Genomic DNA, 12467 nt, shown 5'->3' on the forward strand with positions numbered 1-12467 from the left:
TGCCATGAGGACGGCGCGCGCCAGCATTTCCTATGCATTCGCCAAGCGCCACGGCGTGGTGCTGCTTGGCGCCGACGACGTTGCGCAGGTCGGCCTGCGCGACGGCGCCGATGTGCATGCCTTGATCGAGTTGCGTCGGGCGCTGGGCATGCCGTTGCAGGTGCGCACGCTGGCACCGGCGGTGTTCGACCGGCACGTGTCGGAGATCTATGCCGATGCCGGGCTGGAGCAGGGCGTACAGGTCGAAGCGCTGGATCTGCATGGCAGCCTGGATTCGTTGATCGACGATATCCCAACTGCCGATCTGCTCGACAGCCAGGACGATGCACCGATCATTCGCCTGATCAACGGCATCATCGCCGAGGCCGCTCGGCTGGGCGCGTCCGACGTGCACCTGGAATCCTACGAATCGCGCTTGCGGGTGCGCCTGCGCGTGGATGGGGTGATGCGCGAGGCAGCCACGTTGCCCGGCCGCATCGCGCCGCTGCTGGTGTCGCGCGTCAAGGTGATGGCGCGGCTGGATATCGCCGAAAAACGCATCCCACAAGACGGCCGCGTGTCATTGGTGATGGGGGCGAAGGCGTTGGACGTGCGCGTGTCCACCTTGCCCACGCGTAACAGCGAGCGCGTGGTGCTGCGGATCCTGGACAAGGAGCAGGGCACCTTGTCGTTGACCCAGCTGGGCATGCCCGCATCCGTGATGCACACCGTGCAGCGCGCATTGCAGGTGCCCAACGGCATCGTGCTGGTGACCGGCCCCACCGGCTCGGGCAAGACCACCACCTTGTACGCCGCACTGAGCCTGCTCAACGATGGCTCGCGCAATATCCTCACCGTCGAAGACCCGGTGGAATACGCCATCGACGGCGTCGGCCAAACGCAAGTGAACGCGCGCGTGGGCATGACCTTTGCCGCCGGCTTGCGCGCCATCCTGCGCCAGGACCCGGACGTGGTGATGATCGGCGAGATCCGCGATGCCGAAACCGCGCAGATTGCGGTGCAGGCCAGTCTTACGGGCCATCTGGTTTTGTCTACCGTGCACACGAACGACGCGGTTGGCGCGGTCACGCGCCTGCGCGACATGGGCATCGAGCCGTTCTTGTTGGCATCGAGCCTGCGCCTGATTCTGGCGCAGCGGCTGGTGCGGCGGCTGTGTCCGCAGTGCTGCGCGCCGCGGCCTTTGGATGCCGCCGCGCGGCAGCTGCTTGCGGTCGATGACGACAGCAGTGCAACGGTGTACACGGCGGTAGGCTGCGCGGTGTGCCATCACAGTGGTTATGCCGGGCGCGTGGGCATATACGAAGCCATTGCGGTGGACGATGCAATGCGCCGCCTGATCGGCGACAACGCCGACGAAGATGCGCTAGCGGCAGTGGCTTTCGCACGTGCGCCGCGGCTGGGCGATGCCGCGCGCGCCGCCGTGCTGCAGGGGCTCACCACGCTGGAAGAAGCCTTGCGCGTCACCCGCCAGCAGGACGATGCGCATGCCGCGGTTTGAGTACACCGTGCTCGACCTGCACGGGCGCAGCCGCCAGGGCGTGATCCGTGCCGACAGCGTGCACAGTGCACGCGCGCAGCTGGAGCATCGCCAGTGGGTGCCGGTGCGCATCGACGCCGCGGCCGCTGCAACCACGGCCGTGCGTGCGGCTCGCTTCAGCGGCAAGGATCTGGTGTTGTTCACGCGCCAACTGTCGACGCTGGTGGAAACCGCGCCGTTGGAAGAAGCCCTGCGCACCATCGGTACGCAATCGGAACGGCGCGGCGTGCGCCGCGTCACCAGCCAGACGCATGGCTTGGTGGTGGAAGGCTTCCGCTTGTCCGATGCGATGGCGCGCCAGGGCAATGCATTTCCGCCGTTGTATCGCGCCATGGTGGCCGCAGGCGAAAGCGCCGGCGCCTTGCCGCAGGTGCTCGAGCGCTTGGCCGATCTGCTCGAGCGGCAGGCGCAGGTGCGCAGCAAGCTGCAGTCCGCCTTGGTCTACCCGGCCGCGCTGGCGTTGACGGCCGGGGCGGTGGTGATCGTATTGATGACCTTCGTCGTGCCCAAGGTGGTGGACCAGTTCGATTCGATGGGGCGCGCCCTGCCATGGCTGACGCGCGCGGTGATCGCGGTGTCGAATTTCCTGCTGCATGCCAGCATTCCGCTTCTGGTTGCGTTGGTGATTGCCGTGATCGCTGCGCTGCGGCTGCTCAAACGCCCGGCACTGCGGCTGGCCGCAGATCGCGCGCTCCTGCGTGCGCCGTTGCTTGGCCGGTTGATCCGCGACCTGCATGCCGCGCGTATGGCGCGCACGCTGGCGATCATGGTCAACAGCGGCCTGCCGCTGATGGAAGGGTTGATGATCGCCGCACGCACCGTGGACAACCGCGCATTGCGGCTGGCCACCGACAGCATGGTCACCGCCATCCGCGAGGGCGGCAGTCTGGCCGCGGCGATGAAGCGCGCCGGCGTGTTCCCGCCCACGCTGTTGTACATGGCCTCCAGCGGCGAAAAAGGCGGGCGCCTGGCGCCGATGCTGGAACGCGCCGCCGATTATCTGGAGCGTGAGTTCGAATCGTTCACCACCGCGGCGATGAGCCTGCTGGAGCCGGCCATCATCGTGCTGCTCGGTGGCGTGGTGGCGGTGATCGTGCTGTCGATCCTGTTGCCCATCCTGCAATTCAACACCCTCGCGCTTGGCTGAGCGCGGCCGCTTTCTTCGGAGATCCACATGCAGTCCATCCAATGTCGTGCACTCGCCGGCTCATCTGTCTCGCGCAGTGGCGTGCGCGGTTTCACCCTGGTCGAGTTGATGGTGGTGATCGTCATCATCGGCCTGCTGGCCACCGTGGTGATGATCAACGTGATGCCCAGCCAGGACCGCGCCATGGTCGAAAAGGCACGCGCGGATGTCGCGGTGCTGGAGCAGGCACTGGAAACCTACCGCCTGGACAACCTCACCTATCCGACCACCGAGCAGGGCTTGCAGGCCTTGCTCAACCCACCGAGCGGCCTGACCCGGCCGGAGCGCTATCGGCAGGGCGGTTACATCCGCCGGTTGCCGGAAGACCCGTGGGGTCACGCGTATCACTACCGCCGCCCGGGCCGAAACGGTGGCTTCGATGTCTACTCGTTCGGTGCCGACGGCGCCGAAGGTGGCGATGCCGACAATGCCGACATCGGCAACTGGCGCTGAGGTGCCGCTGTGCTGACTGTGGCACCCGGGGGGCAGTGCGCAGCGTTGCGCAGCCGGTGCGCACGCATGCGCGGCTTCACCCTGCTCGAGCTGCTGGCGGTGCTGGTGATCACCGTCCTTGCCAGCACTCTGGTGGTGATGACCTTGCCGGACACGCGGCAGGATCTGCACGATCAGGCCGACAGGCTGGCCAGCGCGCTGGCTAATGCCCGCGACGAAGCGATCCTGAGCCTGCGCATGGTCGAGGTGACCATCGATGCGGGCGGTTATGCATTCCGTCGTCAGGCGCAACAGCGGTGGGTTGCGCTGGACGAGACGCCGTTCGCCGCCACGCGCTGGCCGGCCGGCGTGCAGGCGCAGTTTCCGGTTGGCGGCACCCAGCTGAGCGTGCGCTTCGACCCGACCGGTGCGGCCACGCCACAACGCATCGCGCTGGCCGATGGGCAGCAACAGTTGCAGGTGACGGTGGATGCCGCCGGTGTGGTGCGAGTCGATGCGCCGCGTCGATAACCACTGCGCCTGTGCCGGTTTTTCGCTGCTTGAGCTGATGGTCGCCTTGGCCATCTTCGGCATGGCGGTGGTCGGGTTGTTGAATCTGTCGGGCGAGAGCACGCGCACGGCGGTGGTGCTGGAAGAGCGCACGCTGGCCGCGTTGGTTGCAGAAAATCAGGCGATCGAGGCGATGCTGGCGCCGGACAATGCCGCAGTGGCGCCTGCACAAGGCCAGGACACACTGGGTGGCCGTCGTTGGGACTGGCAGCGTCAGGCGGTGCCGGCAAGCGCTGGCATGGTGCGTATCGAGGTGCGCGTGCGCGCCGCAGGGCAAGCGCAGCAGATCGCCAGCCTGAGCACATTGCGGAGCGTGCAATGAGCCGCACGCGCCGCATGCAGGGCTTCACCCTGATCGAACTGCTGGTAGCGCTGGCGGTTTTCGCGCTGGTGGCCACCTCCGCAGTGGTGGTGATGCGGCAAAGCATCGATCAGCGCGATGCGGTGCGTGCGCGCCTGCAGCAGGTACGCGATCTTCAACTGGCCCATGGCCTGCTGCGCAGCGATCTGCAACAGGCTGCGGTACGGCGCACCCGCAACAGCGATGGGAGCGCCGCGCGCACTGCGTTACTTGCACGTGCGCCCGGCACCCAAGGCCCGTTGTTCGGGTTTGTGCGGCGCGGCTGGAGCAATCCGGATCAGGCGCCGCGTGCGTCGCTGCAATACGTCGAATACCGCATCGTCGATGGACGCCTGGAGCGCAGTGCGCGACCGGCGCTGGACGGTGCAGTGGCCGGGGCGCCGCAAGTGCTGCTGCGCGGTGTGCGGTCGGCCGAGGTGGCGTTCCACTATCGCGCGCAGTGGAGCGATGGCTGGAGCGGCGGGCTGGAAGCACTGCCGGATGCGCTGTCGCTGGAACTGGATCTGGAGCAATGGGGCCGCGTGCGTCAGCTGTTCCTGCTGCCGGAGGGGCGCACATGAGAACGCTGCACGTGCCTGCGCACCAACGCGGCGTCGCGTTGCTGACGGTGTTGTTGCTGGTGGCGGTGATGACGCTGCTGATGGTGGCGGTGTTGAACGATCTGCGCTTCGGCCTGCGCCGCAGCGGCAATGCAGAGGCGATGACGCAGGCGCAGTGGTATGCGTTGGGCAGCGAAACCGTCGCGCGGCAACGCTTGCAGGCGTTGGCCAGGCGCGACCCGCTGCGCACCACGCTGGAGGGCGGCTGGAACGACCAACCGATCACCTTCCCGTTGGACGATGGCATGGTGAGCGTGCGGCTGCGCGATCGCGGCGGCTGCTTCAACCTCAACAGCGTGGTGATGGGCGCACCCGAGCAATGGCAGCGCAGCGACGATGGCGCCAATCAATACCTGGCGTTGCTGGACGCGTTGGGTATCGCCCCGCAACAGGCGCAGGCGCTGACCGATACGCTGGTGGACTGGATCGACAGCGACACCCAGCCGGGCACGCAAGGTGCCGAGGACGACCGCTACCTCCAGGCCGCCGTGCCGCTGCGTACCGGTGCGAGCTTGCTGGCAGGCGTCAGCGAGTTGCGCGCCATCGCCGGTTATACGCCGGCGCTTATCGCGCAGCTGCAACCGTATGTGTGTGCATTGCCCGAAGCGCGGTTGTCGCCGATCAACGTCAACACGCTACGCACCGACGATGCGCCGGTGCTGGTGGCCTTGACCGAAGGCGCGGTGGAATTGCCGGCCGCACGCCGCGTTATCGCCGCACGGCCGGCGGGCGGCTGGCGAGAGGCAGCGGTGTTCTGGAAGCAACCCGCACTCATGCAGGCGGCGTTGCCGGACGCAGTGTTTCAGCAGATCCAATTACGCACGTCCTATTTTTCCCTCTACAGCCAGGTCGATCATGCCGGCGCGCAGGTTCTGTTGGAGGCATTGCTGCAACAGGACCCCGCCGGCCGCGTGCGGCTGGTGGCACGCCAATGGAGCCCCGACGAATGAGTAGCACCCTGGTGTTGTTGCCGGCCGATGCCGCAACGCAGCCCGTCATCGTATGCGTGGATGCACATGGCCAAGTGCTGGCGCCAGATGTATTGAATGCGCGCCCCGCGCAAATCACGCACACCGTGCTGGTGGTGCCGGGTGTGGACGTGCATCTGCGCTGGATGACCTTGCCCGGGCGCAGCGTCGCCCAATCGCTGGCTGCGGCGCGGCTGCAGCTGGCCGAGCATCTGGCGGGCGCTGCGCAGGCGTTGCATGTGGTGATCGCCGACCACGCAGCGAGCGATGGCATGCGGCTGGTGGCGGCAGTGGATGGGGCGGTGATGCGGCAATGGCTCGACCGTGCTGCAGGGCTGGGTATCGTGCCCGATGCGGTGGTGCCGGACTGTCTGCTGCTGCCCGACGCGGCGCCGGATCAGCCGCCGACGCTGCTGCATTGGGATGGCCGCTGGGTGTTGCGCGGCACGCGTATCGCCTGCAGCCTGGAGCCGCAGCTTGCGCAGGCGCTGGTCGCATCGCTCCCGGTCGCACCGGCATTGCCGCCGGAGTCGGACCCAACGCACGCTATCGCGCAGTTCGCACGGCATGCTGCCGATGCGCCGCTCAATCTACGCCAGCAAGATTTTGCCGCGCCAACGCAGCAGCGCGCACAGCTGAGCTCACGCACGCGTGTGTGGTTGCTTGCGCTGCTGGTGCTGTCGCCGGTGTGTCTGATGGTGGCGCAGGGCCTGCGTTACGAGATCGGCGCGCAGCTCCTGCAGCGGCGCAGCGCACAAATGATGGGCAAGACCGTCGTGACGCCCGGTGCAGACAACATCCGGCAGACCGCCGCCTCGGAGAACGTATTCGCGCCGCAACTGGCCGCGTTATTTGCCGCAGTCGAGGCAGTGCCCGGCGCAGAACTGGACGCGCTCGCTTACCAGCAACGAGGTCCGCTGCGCGTCACCTTGCTGCACCGCGACGCCGCGCAACTGGAGCATGTCACCGCCCAGCTCAGCCGCGCCGGTTGGCAGGTGCGCGCAGGCGTGGGCCAGCCCCGCGACGACAGACTCGCCACCGCACTGGAACTGGAGCCGCCACGATGAGCACGTTGCAACGTATGCCGGTGTGGTGGAAGACTCGCGCACCACGCGAACGCATCATGCTGTCGGTCATGGTGATCGCCATCGCGGCCTTCATCGGCTGGTATGCGCTGCTGACGCCGCTGCGCCACTGGCGCAGTAGCGCGCAGGCACGGTACGACCACGCTGCGCAAGCGCTGCTCATCGCACGTGCAGCCCAGCCCGGCGGTACAGTGGCTGCCATTCCGCTGGCGCGCATCACGCAAAGCGCGCGCGATGCCACGATCACCATCACCCGCCAACAGCGCAGTCCGACCGGGACACTTGCAGTGCAGATCGATACCGTGACCAGCCCCGTCCTGTTCGCCTGGCTGGAACAGCTGCGCCAGCGCGATGGCCTGACGCCTTCGGCGCTTGAAATCACCCGCCGCGACGGGCAACTGCAGGTGCGCTGCACGTTCCCGGGCATCGCGCTATGAGGGCAGTGCGTTGGTTGGTGCTGGGCAGCGCGCTGCTGGTCATCGGCGTCATCGCGACCTTGCCGTTGCGGTTAGTCCTGCCGGTCGACACGCTGCCGTTTGCCGCGCTGGAAGCGCAGGGCTCGATCTGGAACGGCACCCTGCGTGGCGTGACCTGGACCAGCATGGACCTTGGCGATGTCGGGGTGCGTCTGCGCCCGCTCCCTTTATTGCGTGGGCAGCGCCAGGTGCAGCTGCGCTCGGCCACCGCGCAGCTGGTGGCATTGCAGGGCGCGCGACAGGGTGTGCAGCAGGCCAACGGTCGCTTATTGCTGCCCAAGCCGGGCGGGGTGGGCATGCTGGATCTGTCGATCGACCTGCGCGAGGTGCAGGCAGTGTTCGACGCCACCCGTTGTACGCAGGCAGGCGGCGATGTCGCCGTGCAGGTGTTGCCCAACGCAGGTGGCGAAGCCGCCGGGCTGCTGCCGCTGCGGCTGCGCGGCAGCCCGCGATGCGTGGACGATGCCGTGGTGCTGGTGCTGGCGCTGGCGCCCGATAGCGGCCTGCGCGAAGGCGTCGGCCTCGGCGCCGAGCTGCGCGTGCAGCACGATGGCCGCTGGCAGTGGCGCACCCAGGTCGAGCCCGGCAACGACACCGCGCTGCAGTTGGGCCTGCAATTGCTCGGCTTCGTGCAGACGCCGGAGCGCTGGCTGGTGCGCGTCGACCAGGGGCAGTGGTAGCGCAGACGCTTGGCGCTGGCCGACGTCGGGCAAGTTTGTTGCAGCTGTGCATGCTCGACACTTCGGCCCGCGCAACGGAGCTCCCCGGCTAAAGACGCCTGCATGGGCAAAATTGGTCTGATCTACCCGGGCACACATTGGCCGGTCGCCACCAGACCATGCCAATGCCTGTGGCGATAAGGCGCCCCGCCCGATACAGAGTACGACCGTCGCGCGGCCGTCCATCGGCCAATCCCTAGCTACGCCAGCACCCACCAGACCAGTCCACGCGTGCCGGCGCGGCACAGGGCTGGTGCGTCGCCGTCGATTGGTACTATATTGGACCTATCGAATTCGGGTGGGCGGGACTAACGAATGGCCAAGGCCAAGGCGGACGCCGACAAGCGATTGGACGACCTGCACCTGGACGCGTCCGCGCCAACCCCGCTGTACCTGCAGCTGGCCGGCAAGCTCACCGACGCTATCCGTGGCGGCCAGTGGAAGGCCGGCGAAGCGCTGCCGGCCGAGCGCCAGCTGTGCGAGCGTCTGCAGATCTCGCGGGTCACCCTGCGGCAGGCGGTCGATGTGCTGGTCGAACAAGGTCTGGTCTCGCGTCGCCAGGGCGCCGGCACCTTCGTCACTACCCAGATCCAGCACCAGCTCAGCGGCCTGACCAGCTTCAGCGAGACGCTGCGCATCAAAGGCTACGAGCCGGGCACGCGCTGGCTGGAGCGGCGCCTGCGCCCGGCTCATGGCGAAGAGATTTTGCGGCTGGGCCTGTCGCCGGATGCGGCGGTGGCCTCGCTGACGCGCCTGCGCAGCGCCGACGACCGCGTCATGGCCTACGAGCACGCGGTGCTGCCGCAACGCATCGTCACCGACCCGCAGCAGGTGGGCGATTCGCTTTATAGCTATCTCGATGCGCAGGGCACCCCGGTGGTGCGCGCCTTGCAGTACTTCCGCGCGATCAACCTGCCGGCGCGGCTGGCCGAACATCTGCGCATGAAAACCGGCGAGGCGATCCTGCACGTGGTGCGCGTGGGCTACGCCCGCGATGGCAGCGCGATCGAATTGACCGACACCTATTGCCACAACGACTTCTACGACTTCGTTGCCGAACTGCGCCGCTGACGCCAACGGCATTCCCTACGACAACCTCAGAGCCAGCCGATCCATGACTACTGCCAGGCCCGCAAATCCCGTTGTCTCGATCGCCATCGTCGGCGTGCTGTTCTTCATCATCGGCTTTTTCACCTGGATCAACGGGCCGCTGATCACCTTCGTGCGGCTGGCGTTCGATCTCAACGAGGTCAACGCGTTCCTGGTGCTGATGGTGTTCTACCTGTCGTACTTCTTCCTGGCGTTGCCGTCGTCGTGGATTCTCAAGCGCACCGGCATGAAGAAAGGCCTGGCGCTGAGCCTGGTGGTGATGGCAGTGGGTGCGGCGGGCTTTGGCCAGTTCGCCACCCAGCGCTGGTATCCGGGCGCACTGGGCGGACTGTTCGTGATCGGTAGTGGCCTGGCCTTGCTGCAGACCGCCATCAACCCGTACATCAGCATCCTCGGGCCGATCGAAAGCGCCGCACGCCGCATCGCCTTGATGGGCATCTGCAACAAGATCGCCGGCATCCTGGCGCCGATCCTGATCGGCTCGCTGGTGCTGCACGGCATCGGTGACCTGTCCGCGCAGGTGGCCAGCGCCGATGCCGCGACCAAGGAAACCTTGCTCACATCGTTTGCCGCCAAGATCCACGCACCGTATCTGGTGATGTCGGGCGTGTTGTTGCTGCTGGCCATCGGCGTGCTGTTCTCGCCGTTGCCCGAACTCAAGGCCTCTGAAGCCAATGCAACGCCCGGCGCTGCCGGCGTGCAGAAATCCAGCATCTTCCAGTTCCCGCATCTGTGGCTGGGCGTGTTGTGCCTGTTCGTCTATGTGGGCGTGGAAGTGATGGCCGGCGATGCGATCGGCACCTACGGGCATGGCTTCAACCTGCCACTGGACAGCACCAAGTTGTTTACCTCCTACACGCTGGGCGCGATGCTGCTGGGCTACATCGCCGGCCTGGTGCTGATCCCCAACGTCATTTCCCAGGCGCGCTACCTGAGCGTGTCAGCGGTGCTGGGTGTGTTGTTCTCGCTGGGCGCGCTGCTCACCCATGGCTATGTGTCGGTGGGCTTCGTGGCCGCGCTCGGCTTTGCCAACGCAATGATGTGGCCGGCGATCTTTCCGCTGGCCATCCGCGGGCTTGGCCGCTTCACCGAGATCGGCTCGGCATTGCTGGTCATGGGCATTGCCGGCGGCGCGATCATTCCGCAGCTGTTCGCCATTCTCAAACAGCATTACGACTTCCAGGTCGTGTTCGCTGCACTGATGGTGCCGTGCTATCTGTACATCCTGTTCTATTCGCTGCGCGGTCATCGCGTGGGCCTGCCGGCCCAGGCCAAGTGAGCGACGCGGCATGATGCGTTCCGACGAACAAGGCACCTCCATGCGCAGGCCCACCATCAAAGACGTCGCCGAGCGCGCCAAGGTCTCATTGAAGACCGTGTCGCGGGTGATCAACAACGAACCCTCGGTGATGCAGGCCACGCGCGCGCGCGTGCTGCGCGCCATCGCCGATCTCGACTACGAACCCGATCCGTCCGCGCGCAACCTGCGCAGCGGCACGCCGTTCGTGATCGGCCTGGTCTACGACAACCCCAATCCGTATCACATCATCGGCATCCAGAACGGCGTGCTGGCTGCGTGCCGCGAAACCGGCTTCGGATTGCAGATCCATCCCTGCGATTCCACCTCGCCGTTGTTAGCCGAAGAACTGGCCGAGTGGGTGCAGCGCTCGCGTCTGGCCGGGGTGGTGTTGACCGCGCCGATGTCCGAACGCCCCGAGCTGCTGGCCGGCCTGGCCGCGCGCGGCATCAAGAGCGTGCGCATCATCGCGTCCACCGAAGATCCCGGCGACGGCCCCTGCGTGTATATCGACGACCGCGATGCCGCGTATGAAATCACCGAGCATCTGATCCAGCTCGGCCATCAACGCATCGGCTTCTTGTGGGGCGGCCCGCAGCATCGCTCCAGCGGCGAGCGTTACGCCGGCTACGAAGCGGCGTTGAAGGATTACGGCATCAGCCTGGACAAGCACCTGGTGATTCCCGGCGATTACACCTTCGACGATGGCTTCCGTGGTGCGCGTCGGCTGTTGTCGCTGCGCGAGCCGCCCACTGCGATCTTCGGCAGCAACGACGAAATCGCCGCCGGCGTGCTGGCAGCGGCCAAGTCCACCGGCATGAATGTGCCGTATCAATTGTCGATCGCCGGTTTCGAAGACAGCCCGTTCTCGCGGCAGTCGTGGCCGGCGTTGACCACCGCCAAGCAGGCCACCGAAGACATCGCGCGGCACGCCGCACGCCTGCTGATCAGCCAGCTGCGCAGCGATGCCTATGACGACCAGCCTGCGCAACTGCAGAACCGCGGCTTCGTACCGCAACTGGTGGTGCGCGGCTCCACCGCGCCGGCGCCTGCGTCCACCGGCAAACCCCTTCCCCCCGAATCCGCCTGAGCCACGATGAGCCTCCCCACCGAAACCGACACCTTGATGTTCCGCGAAGCGGCGCAGACCGCCGATGTGGTCGCTGCACAGTTCGCGCGCAACGCCGGCACCATCTCGGCGCTTGCGCAGTCGTTGCGCGACACCCCGCCGCCGTTCGTGGTGACCTGCGCACGCGGCAGCTCCGATCACGCAGCAACGTATGCCAAGTACCTGTTCGAGACGCAGCTGGGAATCGTCACCGCTTCCGCATCGCCATCGGTGGGGTCGGTGTATGCCGCGCCGCTGCAGCTGCGTGGCGCGCTGTACATCGTGATTTCGCAATCGGGCAAGAGCCCCGATCTGCTGCGCAATGCCGAAGCCGCCAAGGCTGCGGGCGCGCGTGTGGTAGCGCTGGTCAACGTGGAAGATTCGCCGCTGGCACAGCTGGCCGATGTGGTGATTGCGCTCGGTGCCGGCCCGGAAAAAAGCGTTGCCGCCACCAAGAGCTACCTCGCCTCGCTCGCGGCGGTGCTGCACCTGGGCGCCGTGTGGAAGAACGACCCCGCACTGCTCGCCGCAGTGGACGCGTTGCCGCAGCAGTTGCGCAGCGCCTGGCAGGCCGACTGGTCCGCACTGACCGCCGGTTTGACGCCCGCGCATAACCTGTTCGTGCTCGGCCGTGGCCTGGGCCTGGGCGCGGCGCAGGAGGCCGCGCTGAAATTCAAGGAGACCTGCGGCCTGCATGCCGAAGCCTACAGCTCGGCCGAGGTCAAGCACGGGCCGATGGCCTTGGTTGGCCCGGGCTTTCCGGTGCTGGTGTTCGCGCAGCCCGACGAAACCGGTGCCGGCACGCGCGCGTTGGCCGAAGAATTTCGCGCACGTGGCGCGCAGGTGTGGCTGGCCGCGCCCGATGGCGATCTGCCGCTTGCCGATGCCGCACACCCGGCGTGCGCGCCGCTGCTGACCGTGCAGAGCTTCTATCGCGCGATCAATGCGCTGGCGCTGCAGCGTGGCCATAATCCCGATTTGCCGCCGCATTTGAACAAGGTCACGGAAACCGTTTGAAC

At 66.8% G+C, this 12467-nt stretch carries 14 protein-coding genes; all 14 read left to right on the plus strand.

What is annotated here, in order from left to right; all coding sequences use genetic code 11:
• Positions 1–4 precede the first annotated feature (4 nt).
• The 14 genes from gspE to BJD12_RS16395 all read left to right on the plus strand — a co-directional run bounded on the left by gspE (position 5) and on the right by BJD12_RS16395 (position 12465).
• A complete protein-coding gene (gene gspE / locus BJD12_RS16330) occupies positions 5–1498 on the plus strand; it encodes a type II secretion system ATPase GspE (protein ID WP_005990384.1) in 1494 nt (497 codons plus the stop codon).
• Positions 1485–2684 carry a type II secretion system inner membrane protein GspF gene (gene gspF / locus BJD12_RS16335; RefSeq protein WP_042827784.1) on the plus strand — a complete coding sequence of 400 codons (1200 nt, stop codon included), beginning with the start codon at positions 1485–1487 and terminating at the stop codon, positions 2682–2684. Before gspE ends, gspF begins: the two co-directional genes overlap by 14 nt.
• Before the next feature lie 27 nt (positions 2685–2711).
• Positions 2712–3176 (plus strand): type II secretion system major pseudopilin GspG, encoded by a 465-nt coding sequence (gspG, locus tag BJD12_RS16340; RefSeq protein ID WP_042827782.1) that lies wholly within the window; start codon positions 2712–2714, stop codon positions 3174–3176.
• A gap of 66 nt (positions 3177–3242) precedes the next feature.
• On the plus strand, positions 3243–3686 hold the full coding sequence (locus tag BJD12_RS16345) for a GspH/FimT family pseudopilin (RefSeq protein ID WP_005990391.1): 444 nt from the start codon (positions 3243–3245) through the stop codon (positions 3684–3686).
• Complete coding sequence (gene gspI, locus BJD12_RS16350) at positions 3670–4047, plus strand: type II secretion system minor pseudopilin GspI (protein WP_005990394.1); 378 nt, start codon at positions 3670–3672, stop codon at positions 4045–4047. The genes BJD12_RS16345 and gspI overlap by 17 nt, the downstream gene beginning before the upstream one ends.
• On the plus strand, positions 4044–4646 hold the full coding sequence (gene gspJ, locus BJD12_RS16355) for a type II secretion system minor pseudopilin GspJ (RefSeq protein WP_005990395.1): 603 nt from the start codon (positions 4044–4046) through the stop codon (positions 4644–4646). Before gspI ends, gspJ begins: the two co-directional genes overlap by 4 nt.
• A complete protein-coding gene (gspK, locus tag BJD12_RS16360) occupies positions 4643–5635 on the plus strand; it encodes a type II secretion system minor pseudopilin GspK (RefSeq protein ID WP_005990397.1) in 993 nt (330 codons plus the stop codon). The genes gspJ and gspK overlap by 4 nt, the downstream gene beginning before the upstream one ends.
• Complete coding sequence (gspL, locus tag BJD12_RS16365; RefSeq protein ID WP_005990399.1) at positions 5632–6720, plus strand: type II secretion system protein GspL; 1089 nt, start codon at positions 5632–5634, stop codon at positions 6718–6720. The genes gspK and gspL overlap by 4 nt, the downstream gene beginning before the upstream one ends.
• A complete protein-coding gene (gene gspM / locus BJD12_RS16370) occupies positions 6717–7175 on the plus strand; it encodes a type II secretion system protein GspM (RefSeq protein WP_005990401.1) in 459 nt (152 codons plus the stop codon). The genes gspL and gspM overlap by 4 nt, the downstream gene beginning before the upstream one ends.
• Positions 7172–7894, plus strand: coding sequence for a type II secretion system protein N (gene gspN, locus BJD12_RS16375; protein WP_005990404.1), 723 nt, complete (start codon positions 7172–7174; stop codon positions 7892–7894). The genes gspM and gspN overlap by 4 nt, the downstream gene beginning before the upstream one ends.
• A 387-nt stretch (positions 7895–8281) precedes the next feature.
• On the plus strand, positions 8282–9004 hold the full coding sequence (locus BJD12_RS16380; RefSeq protein ID WP_172797207.1) for a GntR family transcriptional regulator: 723 nt from the start codon (positions 8282–8284) through the stop codon (positions 9002–9004).
• 43 nt (positions 9005–9047) lie between these two features.
• Complete coding sequence (locus BJD12_RS16385) at positions 9048–10322, plus strand: sugar MFS transporter (protein ID WP_005995987.1); 1275 nt, start codon at positions 9048–9050, stop codon at positions 10320–10322.
• Between the two features lie 40 nt (positions 10323–10362).
• Complete coding sequence (locus BJD12_RS16390) at positions 10363–11430, plus strand: LacI family DNA-binding transcriptional regulator (RefSeq protein WP_042828462.1); 1068 nt, start codon at positions 10363–10365, stop codon at positions 11428–11430.
• 6 nt (positions 11431–11436) lie between these two features.
• A complete protein-coding gene (locus BJD12_RS16395; protein WP_005995982.1) occupies positions 11437–12465 on the plus strand; it encodes an SIS domain-containing protein in 1029 nt (342 codons plus the stop codon).
• Positions 12466–12467 lie beyond the last annotated feature (2 nt).

Source organism: Xanthomonas vesicatoria ATCC 35937 (assembly GCF_001908725.1).
GTDB classification, from domain to species: domain Bacteria; phylum Pseudomonadota; class Gammaproteobacteria; order Xanthomonadales; family Xanthomonadaceae; genus Xanthomonas; species Xanthomonas vesicatoria.